Below are 16,141 nucleotides of genomic sequence, written 5' to 3' on the forward strand. Positions count from 1 at the left end.
AAAATTTACTGCCTTATTGGTTGACGATGTTGAGTTATACCGTTTAGTATTATATAGAATGACCAGTCAGTCAATAAAAAATAACGGAGGACATGATGAACCACATTATTAACTTTGTACTGAAGAACAAATTCGCAGTTTGGCTGATGACGATTATCGTTACTGTAGCAGGGCTGTATGCCGGTCTGAATATGAAACAGGAATCCATACCGGACGTCAACATGCCTTACCTCTCAGTAAATACGACTTATCCCGGAGCTGCTCCGAGTCAAGTTGCGGATGACGTAACGAAACCAATTGAGCAGGCGGTGCAGAATTTAGAAGGAGTGAGCGTCGTATCGTCCACATCCTCTGAAAACGTCTCATCGGTTACGATTGAATATGATTACAGCAAGGATATGGACAAGGCGAAAACTGAAGTCGCTGAAGCGCTGGACAGTGTCAGCCTTCCTGACGACGCGAAAAAACCTGACATTTCCCGTTACAGCCTCAACTCTTTCCCGATTTTGACGCTCAGTGTGACAAGCGGCAAAAGCTCGCTTGAAGATCTGACCAAAAATGTGGAAAACACTCTCGTTCCTAAGCTCAAAGGCATCCAGGGCGTTGCGTCCGTGCAAGTTTCCGGACAGCAGGAAGAGCAGGTGGAATTCTCTTTCAAAGACAAAAAAATGAAAGAGTACGGACTTGATGAAGATACCGTCAAGAAAGTGATCCAAGGCTCTGACGTCAATACGCCGCTTGGATTGTACACGTTCGGCAACAAAGAAAAATCAGTTGTCGTTAACGGAAATATTACGTCAATTAAAGATCTGAAAGATATGAGAATTCCGGTCACATCTTCTTCTGCCGCTCAAGGTCAAGCGGGCGGAGCTGGTGCGGCATCCGCGGCGGACGCTCAGGCTGCGCAGCAGGCACAGCAAAGCGCATCAGCAGGGGTGCCGACAGTCAAGCTTTCTGACATTGCCGACATTAAAGATGTGAAAAAAGCAGAATCCATTTCCCGCACGAACGGAAAGGACAGCATCGGAATTAATATCGTAAAGGCCAATGACGCCAACACGGTGGAAGTGGCCGATGCGATTAAAGATGAACTGAATCAATACAAAAAAGACCACAAAGGGTTCAAGTACAGCTCGACTCTTGATATGGCAAAGCCGATTACAGAGTCAGTGGAGACGATGTTAAGCAAAGCGATTTTCGGCGCGATTTTTGCGGTCGTGATTATTCTCTTATTCTTAAGAGATATTAAATCAACGATGATTTCTATCGTTTCCATCCCGCTGTCACTGCTGATTGCGCTTCTGGTGCTGAATCAGCTCGATGTCACATTGAACATTATGACACTCGGCGCGATGACGGTCGCCATCGGACGGGTAGTCGATGATTCCATTGTCGTTATCGAAAACATTTACCGCCGCATGAGGCTGAAAGATGAGCCTTTACGCGGGAAGCAATTGGTGCGTGAAGCGACAAAAGAAATGTTTAAACCGATCATGTCATCAACGATCGTAACCATTGCCGTATTCCTGCCGCTTGCCATGGTCGGCGGACAGATCGGCGAACTGTTTATGCCGTTTGCCTTAACAATCGTTTTCGCGCTTGCCGCATCATTGTTGATTTCCATCACACTGGTGCCGATGCTTGCGCACAGTTTATTCAAAAAATCGCTCACAGGCGCGCCTGTTAAAGCGAAAGAGCATAAGCCGGGCAGATTGGCCGATTTTTATAAAAAAGTGCTGAATTGGTCATTAAGCCATAAATGGATTACATCTATTATCGCGGTTCTGATGCTTGCCGGCAGTTTGTTCCTCGTACCTCTGATCGGCGCGAGCTACCTGCCTGCGCAAGCGGACAAAACAATGCAGCTCACATACACGCCTGAACCGGGCGAAACAAAAAGCGAAGCTGAAAAAGCTGCGCAAAAAGCGGAAGACATGCTGCTTAAACGCAAACATGTCGATACCGTCCAGTATTCATTAGGCTCGCAAAGCCCGCTCGGCGGAAGCTCAAACGGGGCATTGTTCTACGTGAAATACGAGGAGGACACGCCTGATTTTGACAAAGAAAAAGACAATGTCTTAAAAGAAGTCAAAAAAACATCCAGCCGCGGCGAATGGAAATCACAAAATTTCAGCTCGTCAGGCAACAACAACGAATTAACGTACTATGTGTACGGAGATTCAGAGTCTGATATTAAAGGCACGGTCAAAGATATCGAAGGCATCATGAAAAAGCAGAAGGATCTGAAAGACGTCAACTCAGGCCTTTCAAGCACATATGATGAGTACACGTTCACCGCTGACCAGGAGAAGCTCAGCAAGCTGGGCCTGACGGCTTCGCAAATCTCCCAAGCCTTGATGCCGCAAACGTCACAGTCTCCTTTGACAACGGTGAAAAAAGACGGCAAAGAGCTTGACGTAAACATCAAAACAGAAAAAGACCAGTATAAGAGTGTAAAAGAATTAGAGGATAAAACCATCACATCGCCTACAGGCCAAGAAGTAAAAATCGGCGATGTGGCGAAAGTGAAAAACGGCACGACATCTGATACTATTTCCAGACGCGACGGCAAAGTGTACGCTGACGTAACGGCAACCGTCACTTCTGACAACATCACGAAGGTGTCATCAGCCGTTCAAAAGAAAGTAGACAAACTGGATAAGCCGGACAATGTATCTATTGATACCGGCGGTGTATCAGCCGATATTGCTGATTCCTTTACGAAACTCGGTTTAGCGATGCTTGCCGCAATCGCCATCGTATACCTCGTGCTTGTGATTACGTTCGGCGGAGCATTAGCGCCGTTTGCGATTCTGTTCTCGCTGCCGTTTACAATCATCGGCGCATTAGCCGGACTGTATGTATCCGGAGAGACGATCAGTCTGAATGCCATGATCGGTATGCTGATGCTGATCGGAATCGTCGTTACAAACGCGATTGTCTTAATTGACCGCGTCATTCATAAAGAAGCGGAAGGCTTATCGACGAGAGAAGCGCTCCTTGAAGCCGGCTCTACGAGATTGCGTCCGATTCTGATGACGGCGATCGCGACAATCGGCGCCCTGCTTCCATTGGCATTGGGCTTCGAAGGCGGAAGCCAGGTCATTTCTAAAGGACTCGGTGTCACCGTTATCGGCGGTTTAATCAGTTCGACTCTGCTTACCCTTCTGATTGTGCCGATCGTATATGAAGTATTGGCGAAATTCCGTAAGAAAAAACCAGGAACAGAAGAAGAGTAAGACAGCGGGCCTTGGCTCCTTAAAAGGAGCCGGGGCCTTTTTTCTTCTGGCAATTCCTGTACATATTGTTGCGATTTTCTCAAGTCATAGTATAATTAAAGGTTGTTAGTGTTAATAATGGATCGGATACTCTTAAGTAGGATGATGAGATAATGAAACGTGCACGCATAATATACAATCCGACTTCAGGACGGGAGCTTTTTAAGAAAAATCTTGCCCAGGTCCTGCAAAAATTTGAACAAGCCGGTTATGAAACCTCCACCCATGCCACCACATGCGCGGGGGATGCCACTCAAGCCGCAAAAGAAGCCGCTTTGCGGGAGTTTGACCTGATTATCGCAGCCGGCGGAGACGGAACGATTAATGAAGTCGTCAACGGCCTTGCGCCGTTAGACAACCGCCCGACACTCGGCATCATTCCGGTCGGCACGACAAATGACTTCGCCAGAGCGCTGGGCATTCCGAGAGAGAGTATACTGAATGCCGCTGATACCGTCATTAACGGCGCAGCCCGCCCGATCGACATCGGTCAGGTGAACGGTCAGTACTTCATCAACATCGCCGGCGGAGGCCGTCTGACGGAGCTGACGTATGATGTGCCGAGCAAACTGAAAACGATGCTCGGCCAGCTTGCTTATTATTTAAAGGGAATGGAAATGCTGCCTTCACTTCGACCGACAGAAGTCGAGATTGAATATGACGGCAAGCTGTTTCAAGGCGAAATTATGCTGTTTTTAGTGACGCTGACCAACTCGGTCGGCGGATTCGAGAAGCTGGCCCCTGATTCCAGCCTGAATGACGGCATGTTTGATTTAATTATTTTGAAAAAAGCCAATCTCGCGGAGTTTATCAGAGTCGCGAGCATGGCGCTCAGAGGCGATCATATTAACGATCAGCACATTATCTACACAAAAGCGAACCGTGTAAAAGTCAATGTATCAGAAAAGATGCAGCTGAATCTGGACGGCGAATACGGCGGCATGCTGCCGGGCGAATTCGTGAATCTATACCGGCATATTCACGTCATCATGCCGAAGGAGAAAGCGGAACAGCTGGATGATTAATACGCGGACAAAATCCTAAAACAGTATTCGTTTTAGGATTTTGTCATCTTTTCAGCATGATCGGAAACCTTTGAAGGCCTGAATTTGAAGGTTTGCCAGCACGCTGAAACAAGGCTTTTGGCCGAGTTTTCTTTCGCTTAAAACTAGAGGTGATTATAGATGAAAATGAAACCCCCGATAGAAAAAAATGAATACTATGACGTGACATTTGAGGATTTGACGCACGAAGGAGCGGGCGTCGCAAAGGTTGAGGGCTTCCCGATCTTCGTGCCGAACGCCCTGCCTGAGGAAAAAGCGCAAATCAAAGTGACACGCGTCAAAAAAGGCTTCGCTTTCGGCCGCTTAATCGAGCTGAAGGAAGAAAGCCCGCACAGAACGGATGCCCCGTGCCCGATCTACAAACAATGCGGCGGCTGCCAGCTCCAGCACATGACCTATGAAGGCCAGCTCTTGTTTAAACAGAAACAAGTCAAAGACGTCTTAGAACGGATCGGCAAGCTGGATCTCTCTAAAGTCACCGTGCACCCGACGCTCGGCATGGAAGACCCGTGGAACTACAGAAACAAAGCACAGGTGCCAGTCGGTGAAAGAGAAGGCGGACTCGTCGCCGGATTTTATCAGCAAAGAAGCCATGACATCATCGACATGAGCGCCTGCCTGATTCAGCAATCCAAAAACGACGAAGCCGTCCAAGCCGTCAAAGACATCTGCGCAGCATACGGCGTCAAAGCCTACAACGAAGAACGCCACAAAGGCTGGCTCCGCCATATCATGGTCAGATACGGCGTCGTCACGGGCGAAATGATGATCGTCTTCATCACAAGAACAAACGACTTCCCGCACAAAGCGAAGATCATCGAAGACATTACGGCGCAATTCCCGCACGTTAAATCAATCGTGCAAAACATCAACCCAAATAAAACAAACGTGATTTTTGGGGACGAAACCAACGTCATCTGGGGCGAAGAATACATCTACGACCTCATCGGAGACGTCAAATTCGCCATCTCCGCCAGATCGTTCTATCAGGTCAACCCGGAACAGACAAAAGTGCTCTACGACAAAGCGCTTGAGTACGCGGAGCTTCAAGGGGAAGAAACCGTCATCGACGCCTACTGCGGCATCGGAACGATTTCTCTCTTCTTGGCGAAGCAGGCGAAAAAAGTGTACGGCGTCGAAATCGTGCCGGAAGCCATCGAGGATGCAAAACGCAACGCTGAACTGAACGGCATCACAAACGCGGAATTCGCAGTCGGAGAAGCAGAAACCGTCATTCCACAGTGGTACGAAGAAGGCATCACGGCAGATACGCTAGTTGTAGACCCGCCAAGAAAAGGCTGTGACGAAACGCTGTTGCGCACAATCATCGACATGAAACCGAAGCGGGTGGTGTACGTGTCCTGCAACCCAGGAACGCTTGCAAGAGACCTGCGGGTGCTTGAGGATGGCGGGTATCAGACGCTCGAAGTGCAGCCCGTGGATATGTTTCCGCATACGAATCATGTGGAGTGTGTGGCAGTGCTGGAATTAATTAAATAAGGAAGCAGGTGGGTTCGAGAATCGAATAAAAAAATTCTCGGACTTCATCTGCTTTTATTTCAAATGTTTCAAGAAAGCGATGAAGTATTTCTTGAGTTAATTCTTGAAATTCCATAAAAGCATTTAACTGTTGTTTAATTTCATTGATATTGGTTTCAAGAGAAGACTTCAATTGCTGGGTTTTAGAATTGATAATGTCCGTCTGGTTATTGATATCGATGACACTCCATCATAATCTGCTTTGGATATTTTTTCGTCAATAAACAAATTGAGAGGCTTCTTTTTCTGTTGAGAAGATTGTTTTCAAGGATATGCAAAATTTCCTGATTGTCCAAATTGATGCTAGATGTTTTAAGTCATTGAAAATGACTTGTAGTGATCACAGCTGATTTCTAATATTAATAATTAAGAGTAGAAATAGGCTCAGGATTGATGAAACAATGTGTGTAGTAATACAATTTGAATACATAAATTTTTCTCTATTATTCTTTAATAATCTAAATAGTTAGTATAATAAGCGGATTTTTTCAAGAAGTCAGAATGTTTGTATCGTTTGACCTCTCATCAGATAAAGGGGTTTTGTGCCCCACCCCTTTACTTTATAGGGAGACTCCATAAAATTTGGATGCTTACTAAGAAAAAGAAACATATAGTAGCAAATGAGAGGGAGATTTCTATATGGTATTACTTTTTGTTGTGCAAACTCCTATAATAGTAGGTAATGATATCTATTTTGATAAATCAGTGAATAGGTCGTCAATAGGTGATATGAGCGAAAAAATGCTCAGTTATTACAATGAGATAAGCATCCTAAAAACTTCTCAAATTATCTCAATCTAGCTACATGAAAAGTAGATTCGAAAAAAATTATTAAATGAGGTATATAACATGATTAACTTCCAAGATAAAGTAAGCTTCATTTGGTCAATTGCTGAGATTTTACGTGGACCATATAAGCCGGAAGACTACGGTGAAATTATATTGCCATTAGCTGTATTACGTCGTTTTGACTGCGTATTAGAAAGTACAAAAGAAGAAGTGTTAGCGAAAGCAGAGCAGTATCCAAATATGACATATGAAGCACGTGAGCAGATTTTAAATCGTGTTTCTAAGCAAAACTTCCACAACTTAAGTAAATATGACTTTAACAAGCTATTAACAGACGCTGATAATATCGCTGATAACTTACGTGACTATATAAATGGTTTCTCAAAAGTGGCTCGTGATATCATGGAGCACTTCGACTTCGATCGCCAAATCGATAAACTTGATCAAAATGACTTATTATACTTAACGATTAAACGCTTTAGTGAAATTGATTTACATCCAGAAACAGTTTCAAACATTGAGATGGGTTATGTATTTGAGGAACTAATTCGTCGGTTCAATGAGTATGCAGAAGCAGGGGACCATTACACGCCGCGTGAAGTTATTCGTTTAATGACACATTTATTATTCTTACATGATGATGCAAGCATATTAACGAAGCCAGGTTTAACACAAACATTGTATGACTGTGCAGCTGGTACAGGTGGTATGGGTTCAGTTGCGCAAGAATATTTACTTAATCAAAATCCAACAGCCCATTTAGAATTTTTTGGTCAGGAAATTAACCCTGAATCCTATGCCATTTGTAAGGCAGACTTACTTATTAAAGGTGAAGATGCACGTAATATCCGTTTAGGGAATACGTTATCAAACGATCAATTCCCACACGATACATTCGATTACTTAATTTCAAATCCACCGTACGGAGTGGACTGGAAATCATATGAAAAGGCGATTAAAAACGAACATGAGAAACAAGGTTTTGATGGCCGTTTCGGACCTGGTACGCCTCGTACAAGTGACGGGCAGCTATTATTCCTCATGCACTTAATATCAAAAATGAAGCCAGTCACAGCAGAAAATCCACAAGGCTCTCGTTTAGCCATTATTATGAATGGTTCGCCGTTATTTACAGGTGATGCAGGTTCTGGTGAAAGCGAAATTCGTAAGTATGTGCTTGAAAACGATTTAGTAGAAGGTATTGTGGCATTGCCGAACGATCTTTTCTACAACACAGGCATTGCAACGTACATTTGGATTTTAACGAACAATAAAGCACCTCTTTATAAAGGGAAAGTACGGTTAGTCAATGCTGTAGACTTTTCGAAAAAAATGAAAAAGTCGATGGGGAGCAAGCGTAACGAAATTACGGAAGAGCAAATTAATGAGATTGTTCGTTTATACGGTGATGCACAGTCAAATGAGTACGTGAAGGTTTTTGAGAATGAAGCCTTTGGCTATGCGAAAATTACAGTAGAACGTCCATTACGTTTAAACTTCCAAGTAAATGAAGAGCGCTTGGCACGTGTAGTAGAGCAAAAAGGCTTTATGAACTTAGTAACATCGAAGAAAAAAGGTGATGCAGGTCACTTTGAAATTGAAGAGGGTAAGAGGCTGCAAACGCAAATTTTATATGTTCTACGCACGTTAGAAAGCGATACAGAATATAAAAATCGTGACGAGTTCACGAAAATAGTAAAAGACGCATTGAAGCAAGCGGGCATTACTATCGGAGCACCCGTATTAAAAGCAATTTTAGCTGGTCTATCTGAAAAAGATGAAACAGCCGATGTATGTATGAAAAATAAAACAGACATCGAACCAGATACGGATTTACGTGATACTGAAAATGTACCTTTAAAAGAGAACATACATGACTACTTTGCACGTGAAGTGTTACCACATGTACCAGATGCATGGATTGATGAATCAAAAACAAAAATCGGCTATGAAATTCCATTTACCCGTCAGTTCTACAAATACACGGCATTACGCAGCTCAGCAGAAATTATGGACGAGATTCGTACATTAGAAGCGGAGATTGCTGAGCAGTTGAAGAGGGTGATGGAATGAAACCTTTATTTGAATTAGAGAAAACGCCAATTAATATTGATTGGAAGGTATTAAAAATAAAGCGAGTATTAGATACGCCTATTACTGATGGACCCCATGAAACACCAGAACTCTTGGATGAAGGTATCCCTTTCTTATCAGCAGAGTCTGTAAAAAATGGAAAGTTAGATTTTAATTTTAAGCGAGGATATATTTCTCAAGAAGACCATGAAAAATATATAAAGAAGTGTAAGCCACAACGAGATGATATTTTTATGATTAAGTCGGGTGCTACTACTGGTAACGTAGCTATGGTTGAAACTGAGGAAGAGTTTAGTATTTGGTCTCCACTTGCATTAATTAGAGCGGATAAAAAGAAAATACTCCCGAAATATTTATATTATTTCATTGGTTCAGTTGCATTTAGAGAACAAGTAGAAATTAGTTGGAGCTTTGGTACACAGCAAAATATAGGAATGAAGGTAATTGAGAATTTATTTATTTCAGTACCACCTATACATTTTCAAGAAAAGCTAGTTCAGTATATGGAAAGCAAAGTAGTGCAGATTGATAAACTAATTGAGATGAAGGAAAAAAAAATTAGTTTACTTGAACAACAACGCCAATCAATCATCACAGAAGCTGTTACAAAAGGTTTGAATCCGAATGTGAAAATGAAAGATTCAGGGGTTGAATGGGTTGGTGAGATTCCTGAGCATTGGGAAGTTACAAAAATTAAGTACACTACTTATGTAAAAGGACGAATAGGGTGGCAAGGTTTAAAGTCAGATGAATTTATTGATGAAGGTCCTTTTTTAGTAACAGGGACAGACTTTACACAGGGATTTGTAAATTGGGATACATGTTATCATATTAGTGAAGAACGATATAATGAAGCGCCTCCTATTCAATTACAGGAAAATGATTTATTGATAACCAAAGACGGTACTATTGGTAAATTGGCTATTGTGAAAGAAATGCCATATAAAGCAATCTTGAACAGCGGTGTGTTCGTTACAAGACCTTTCCATAATAAATATTTATCTAAATATATGTATTGGCTATTAAGTTCAACTATTTTTGATAAATATATTAAATTTATGGAAACTGGTTCAACAATTAAACATTTATACCAAGAAACATTTGTTAATTTTTCTTACCCAATACCATCAATAGTTGAACAAACCGAAATATTAAATTACTTAGATATTAAAATTGGTGAAATAGATAGTATTAAATCAAATCTAGTGAAGCAAATTGAAAAATTAAAAGAATACCGCCAATCCCTTATCTACGAAGCAGTAACAGGCAAAATCGACGTACGTGATATGGAACTTGATGAAGTGAGGTGAATGGTAATGGCGATCGATACTACAGAAACAGGTTTTGAGACAAATATTGAATTAGCGTTAATCACTAGTGGCTATAAAAAGCGTGTGCTAGAAGGAGAGGGAAGTGCATCTTTTAAGCAGCATGCAATCGACGTAGAAGAGCTATTTGCTTTTTTAGAGAATACGCAGGAAAAACGTATGCGTACCTTAGAGAAATCGTATGGTCCTTTTTATAAAGAAGAAGTGTTAAAACGTATTATAGCCCAGCTGCATAAACAAGGTTTAGTCGAATGTTTACGTAAAGGTATCAAAGACCGAGGTGTGACATTACAGCTAGCGTATAATAAGCCACCTACAGATATGAACAAGACGTTAAATGAACAGTATGCGAAAAACCGCTTTAATGTTGCTCGCCAAGTGTATTACAGTGATAAGCACACCAATAGCTTAGATATGGTGCTGTTTTTAAACGGCTTACCGCTTGTAGTGATGGAGCTGAAAAATCCATTAACAAATCAAACAGTTGAAGATGCGATGAAGCAATTAAAGACGGACCGTGATCCACGTGAGCAGCTGTTCAAATTTAATGAGCGTGTTGCTGTCTACTTTGCAGTTGACCCAGATGAAGTATTTATGACAACAAAGCTTGATAAAGACAAAACATATTTTTTACCATTTAACAAAGGTAATAATGGTGGGAAAGGTAATCCGTTAACTTATGGTGACAATTATCGTACGCATTATTTATGGGAAGAAATTTTAGCCCCAGATAGCTTGCTCGATATTTTATATCGCTTTATTTTTATTAAGAAAGACTACATTAAAGATTCAAACGGTGAAACGATTGGTGAGCGTCAAATGCTCATTTTCCCCCGTTTCCATCAGCTTGATGTTGTACGTAAGTTAGAAGCAGATGTTGCACAAAAGCTTGTCGGTCATAATTATTTAATTCAGCACTCTGCTGGTTCGGGCAAGACGAACTCGATTTCATGGCTTGCACATCGCTTAGCAAAACTACATAACGAGGAAAATGAATCAATTTTTAGTAGTGTGATTGTCATTACCGATCGCCGAGTGTTAGATAAGCAATTGCAAGATGCAGTATATCAGCTGGAGCATAAAGCAGGGATGGTAGAGCCGATTGATAAAGATTCAGAGCAATTAGCACGTGCCATAAATAATGAGACACGTATTATTATTACGACGCTTCAAAAGTTCCCATTCATTTTAGAGAAAGTAGCGGGCTTAGAGCGTAAAAAGTATGCGGTCATTATTGATGAGGCGCACTCATCCCAGGGTGGTAAAGCTTCAACTGCATTAACCAATGTGTTATCAGATAAAACGTTAGAAGCAGCTTATGAGGAAGATCGTATTGCGGAAGAAAACTTAGGTGATGTGGACGAAAAGATCGTTGAAGCCATCATGAAAAGTGGTAAACAAGATAACGTATCTTTCTTTGCGTTTACGGCGACACCAAAGCCAAAGACATTAGAGAAGTTCGGTACAATTGGCATAGATGGCAAGCCAGCTGCATTCCATCAATACACAATGCGCCAAGCGATTGAAGAAGGCTTTATTTTAGACGTACTTGAAAATTATACGACCTATAAAACGTTCTGGAAAATTGCAAAGACAGTTGAAGATGATCCAGAGGTATCAAAAAAACAAGCTACTAAAAAGCTAGCACAATACGTGTCACTACATCCACATAGCATCGCACAAAAAACAGAAATTATTATCGATCATTATCGCAATTTCGTACTGCGCAAAATTGGCGGCCGTGCAAAGGCAATGGTTGTTACAGCAAGCCGTTTACACGCAGTACGTTACAAAATGGCTTTCGATAAGTATATTAATGAAATGGGCTACGATGATTTAAAAACAGTAGTTGCTTTCTCCGGTACTGTGAAAGATGGTGAGATTCATTATACTGAGTCAGAAATGAATAAGTTCTCTGAAAAAGAGCTACCTGAAAAATTTAATTCTGATGAATACAAAGTGCTACTTGTTGCAGAGAAATATCAAACTGGATTTGATGAACCACTGTTGCACACAATGTATGTAGATAAGCCATTAAGCGGTATTAAGGCAGTGCAAACACTATCTCGTTTAAATCGCACATGCCCTGGTAAGGACGATACATTTGTTTTGGATTTTGTAAATGATCCAGAAGACATAAGAGCGTCTTTCCAGCCTTATTATGAATCGACAAGTCTATCAAAAATTTCTGATCCGAATATCCTTTATGATATGCAGGCCGAGCTAGAGCCATATCAAGTATTTACTGAGGAAGAGGTGCAAAAGGTAAATGAGCTTGAAGTAACGGGTGGTGTGAAGAAGTCCACGAAGGCTCAAGCCGAGTTAAATGCGCTTCTCGATAAAGGTGTGGAGCGTTTTAAAAAACTTTCGGGAGAAGAACAATTCGCATTTAAACAAGTGGCTACGAAATTTATACGTACTTATGGCTTTGTGCTACAAGTTGTAACATTTATTGATTTAGATCTACACAAGCAATATATTTACCTGACGTACTTGTTACGTAAATTGCCACGTGGTCGAGGAGATAAGGATGTTTACTTGGCGGATGATGTAGCACTTGAATACTACCGCAATCAAAAAGTATTTGAAGGCAGCATTGAGCTTGAGAAAACGGGCGGCTACGACTTAGATCCTCAGGAACATGGTGCTGGTGGTGCGGCTGAAGATGAGAAGGTTCGTTTATCGAGCGTGCTAGAAAAGTTAAATGAGCGCTTTGGCACGCAATTCACTGAAACAGATTTCCTTTCTCGTGAGCAAGTTAAAGAGGATATGTTAAATGACGAAGACATTCGCCAAAAAGCAAAAAACAACACAAAAGAAAATTTTAAATTCGCCTTTGAAAAATCCTTTATGGATTTCGTTATTGACCGCATGAGCAGCAATCAAGAGTTCTTTATAAAGATTTTAGAGAACGACGAGTTTAAGGCTTATATTATGGAAGATATGATGAATGAAGTTTATGGAGAAGTGAATGGTTAGCTTTTTAGTTTGGACGGAGTTATGATTTTAATCTTTTAAGGTTAGTCTTGGCTCCGTTACTTATATTATTTACAGAAAGGAAGTTTTTATTTACGCATTATTACGATCCTAATAAGGTAGATATTTCGTCTATTACTATTGATGATAGGCAAAATATTATACCAGGTGTAAATTTAAGATATAGCTTATCAATTCCTTTTAAAAATCGAATGGAAGGTATTACTGTAACAGTAATAGTAATGAATCCATCGGAAGCTGATTCAAATATTCCAGATAGAACTGTAAATAAATTAATTGATTTTTTCTATTGTTATACCCATGAGAAAATTCAAGTGAAAAACTTTGCGTAGGAAATGTTATACCTATCTATGCTCCAAATCCAGCAGACATCTCAGCAAAATTGAAAAGTATTCACGGTGCACATCTATTAAATCATGTTCAAAAGAATAATATTAATACAGTTAGTTCAATGATAAATGATTCAGATATAGTTGTCCTTGCATGGGGGAAACCAAATGTGAAAACTGTACACAACCTTTATTACTATTCTCAAGTATATAAAATCATAGAGGTAATTTCGAATACTGATAAAGATACTTTTGTATTTAATATGGGAAATACAAACACAATCTTAACAGAGCATGGCGACCCGAGACATGCTGGACGGTCAGCAACTTTAATTGATTTAATCAAAATAGATATTAATGAATTATTGGGGTTAGTGTGAAGGAGGGGAATTCGTGGATACAATCGAAAAGATTTTAGTATCAAAAATAGCCCAGCAGAGAAGGGCTGAGCTATTAAATAGATTATACTTCTTCCGAATTGAGATAGCATTCCAAGAACTCCCTGTTTTTCTTACCGGTAGGAACCAAACCTAAGTGTTTATATTCCCAAACAACTTGACGTTGAGTACTGTTTAATTCTGATGCAATAACATCTTCATAATCATAATCAATTCGAAATTTTCCAGTATGCTCTGCTTGAGTATAAGGTTAGTCCACACATCTGAGTTATTCGCTTTCCATTCATCCCTTAGTTCATAAAATAAATCTTGTAGCTCGATTAACAAGTCATCATAAATATTTTTTGCATTAAAGAAAAAGTATAATTTTCTAGAGTCAGCTAAAATCTCTGCGTATAGAGAAACTTTATTCCATTATGCAGGAATCAGTTCATAAATTTGTTCCGCTAGCTCTCGATATAATTTACTACTCTTTTATTTTTCAATCTCTTTTAATCTCGCGACTTTATCATCTCTATCCCATTTGAGAGTTGCTATATCAGTTTAATGGTTTGATAGACGACTCATCTTTATAGTTAAGAACAATTCTTACGACTTGCTCCGCTGTGTAATTTTCATTGCTCCAGAATATTAAATCGCTTGGTGCCGAATGAGGTACATTTTTCTCTAATAAAGCAAGATATTCACTGACTTTCTCATCCTCTAATGTTGAGTTCATTATTTCCTTTACAAGAGAGATTAATTCTTTTTTTTGTCAGATTATCCATTTTTATACTCCCTTTAGAGAATAATTCGTTTATGACATTTGGATATTTTCTTATTTAATACAGCATTATCATGTTCTTATAAAAATTAAATTGGATTTTCAGGATATTCATCTAAATATTTTTTTATTAATTTTTGTAATGATGGATCCTTAGGTTCTTCCCTTAAATATTTGAATTTCCAGATGATAAGCTGATCACTGAAACTATAATCTGTCTTAAACCAATCTGTATAATCAAAGTTGACAGTTAATTTTCCTGATCTTTCTAGGCTAAGAGTGAAAGAATAAAATAATTCTTGGTCATGATCTTTGAAAACATCTCTCATTTTTTCGCTTAGTTTAAATAATTCCATCTCATACTGATCGAATTCATTTACGTCAATATCAAATTCAAACGGAATTTCAAGACTGTACTTAAAATGATTAGGTTCATTTTGAGAATTGTAAAAAAAGTAAGTGCCTCCGCCTGTCTCTGAAATCTGAGCATAGAACAAAAATTTCTCCCATGGTTCTGGTATCATTTGGTTAACGGTTTCAGCTATGCTTCTATATAATGCATTTAATTCATTTTCCAACAAGAATCAGCCTCCAGCATTATAATTGGTAATTTATAAGGATCATTTATATCAAAAAACCCCCAAATAAAGGAGGGGGTTTTTAATTTTGAGAATTTAGGTACTGCTCTAAAAAGGATTTTAAAGGTTTACTCTTAGGATAAATTCCTACATTTTTATAAGTCCAGATTGTTTGTCTTTGAGAGAGGGTATATGGAGATTGAATAACGTCTTCATAATTATAATCTATCGAAAATTCTCCGCTTATCCCCAGATTAAGTGTTAGATTAGTCCATATATCTTGATTGTTTTCTTTAAATTCATCTCGTAATTCCTCGAATAAGTCATGCAAGTCAAATAGTAGCTCCTCATAAATCAACTCACTGACATGATAGTGTTCAGGGATATTATGAGAATATATAAAATCTTCACTATGTGGAGTATTGAAATAAAAGAAAACCTCAGATGAATCGTCGAGAATTTCAGCATAAAGAATAACTTTTTTCCATTCTGCTGGAATCATTTCATTAATTTGTTCTGCTATTTTTTGATATAATAAATCCATTTTTTGAGTCTCCATAAAATCATCTCCAGAAACAAAAATAGCCCAGTAGAGAAGAGCTATTTTTGTTTTGTAGATTCCAATACCAATAGACGGTGGGGGTACTATTTAAGTCCATCGGTGTAAATTATATGAGAACTTTAAAATTTCACCCTTAGAGTCCTAATTGGACAAAACATCTTAATTGTTATTGAAGGTTACGGGCTATAGTGTGATTACTCTTCTTTATAGTTTAGAGCAATCTCCACAATTTGCTCCGCTGTGTATTTTTCATCGCTCCAAAAAATTAAATCACTTGGTGCAGGATGAGGGACATTTTCTTCTAATAAATCGATGTATTTACCAATTACCTCATCTTCTAATTCAGGATTCATAATTTTTTTCACCAATGAGACTAATTCTTCTTTTGACATTTTATTCAAGTCTAATTCTTCCTTTCTACA

General features: G+C 39.7%; 11 protein-coding genes and 2 pseudogenes. 8 read left to right on the plus strand and 5 right to left on the minus strand.

The window, feature by feature from the left end; translation table 11 throughout:
- Positions 1-95 precede the first annotated feature (95 nt).
- The 8 genes from AD710_RS11315 (at position 96) to AD710_RS11345 (ending at position 13,798) form a co-directional block, all read left to right on the plus strand.
- Positions 96-3,239 (plus strand): efflux RND transporter permease subunit, encoded by a 3,144-nt coding sequence (locus AD710_RS11315; protein WP_049628037.1) that lies wholly within the window; start codon positions 96-98, stop codon positions 3,237-3,239.
- Positions 3,240-3,391: 152 nt separating this feature from the next.
- Positions 3,392-4,303 carry a diacylglycerol kinase gene (locus AD710_RS11320; RefSeq protein ID WP_049628038.1) on the plus strand — a complete coding sequence of 304 codons (912 nt, stop codon included), beginning with the start codon at positions 3,392-3,394 and terminating at the stop codon, positions 4,301-4,303.
- 159 nt (positions 4,304-4,462) lie between these two features.
- Positions 4,463-5,842: a 23S rRNA (uracil(1939)-C(5))-methyltransferase RlmD gene (gene rlmD / locus AD710_RS11325; protein WP_049628039.1), complete on the plus strand. Its 1,380-nt coding sequence runs from the start codon at positions 4,463-4,465 to the stop codon at positions 5,840-5,842.
- A gap of 888 nt (positions 5,843-6,730) precedes the next feature.
- Positions 6,731-8,743 (plus strand): type I restriction-modification system subunit M, encoded by a 2,013-nt coding sequence (locus AD710_RS11330; protein WP_049628040.1) that lies wholly within the window; start codon positions 6,731-6,733, stop codon positions 8,741-8,743.
- The gene (locus tag AD710_RS11335; RefSeq protein WP_049628041.1) at positions 8,740-10,074 is read left to right on the plus strand and encodes a restriction endonuclease subunit S; all 1,335 of its coding nucleotides are present in this window, start codon (positions 8,740-8,742) and stop codon (positions 10,072-10,074) included. The genes AD710_RS11330 and AD710_RS11335 overlap by 4 nt, the downstream gene beginning before the upstream one ends.
- Positions 10,075-10,080: 6 nt before the next feature.
- On the plus strand, positions 10,081-13,071 hold the full coding sequence (locus AD710_RS11340) for a type I restriction endonuclease subunit R (protein WP_049628799.1): 2,991 nt from the start codon (positions 10,081-10,083) through the stop codon (positions 13,069-13,071).
- Between the two features lie 47 nt (positions 13,072-13,118).
- Positions 13,119-13,421 carry a DUF1643 domain-containing protein gene (locus AD710_RS20215; protein WP_250637811.1) on the plus strand — a complete coding sequence of 101 codons (303 nt, stop codon included), beginning with the start codon at positions 13,119-13,121 and terminating at the stop codon, positions 13,419-13,421.
- 38 nt (positions 13,422-13,459) lie between these two features.
- Positions 13,460-13,798, plus strand: a complete 339-nt coding sequence (locus AD710_RS11345) for a hypothetical protein (RefSeq protein ID WP_269430503.1) — start codon at positions 13,460-13,462, stop codon at positions 13,796-13,798.
- A gap of 82 nt (positions 13,799-13,880) precedes the next feature.
- Here AD710_RS11345 and AD710_RS19150 read toward each other — a convergent pair.
- The 5 genes and pseudogenes from AD710_RS19150 to AD710_RS11360 form a co-directional block, all read right to left on the minus strand.
- Positions 13,881-14,254 (minus strand): annotated as a pseudogene (locus AD710_RS19150) (immunity protein YezG family protein).
- 100 nt (positions 14,255-14,354) lie between these two features.
- A pseudogene (locus tag AD710_RS19155) lies at positions 14,355-14,583 on the minus strand (bacteriocin immunity protein).
- 85 nt (positions 14,584-14,668) lie between these two features.
- Positions 14,669-15,157: an immunity protein YezG family protein gene (locus AD710_RS11350; protein ID WP_049628800.1), complete on the minus strand. Its 489-nt coding sequence runs from the start codon at positions 15,155-15,157 to the stop codon at positions 14,669-14,671.
- Between the two features lie 82 nt (positions 15,158-15,239).
- Positions 15,240-15,716 carry an antitoxin YezG family protein gene (locus AD710_RS11355; protein WP_049628042.1) on the minus strand — a complete coding sequence of 159 codons (477 nt, stop codon included), beginning with the start codon at positions 15,714-15,716 and terminating at the stop codon, positions 15,240-15,242.
- A 197-nt stretch (positions 15,717-15,913) separates the two neighbouring features.
- The gene (locus AD710_RS11360; RefSeq protein ID WP_049628043.1) at positions 15,914-16,120 is read right to left on the minus strand and encodes a bacteriocin immunity protein; all 207 of its coding nucleotides are present in this window, start codon (positions 16,118-16,120) and stop codon (positions 15,914-15,916) included.
- Positions 16,121-16,141: the final 21 nt, after the last annotated feature.

Source organism: Bacillus sp. JFL15 (assembly GCF_001184225.1).
GTDB classification, from domain to species: domain Bacteria; phylum Bacillota; class Bacilli; order Bacillales; family Bacillaceae; genus Bacillus; species Bacillus siamensis.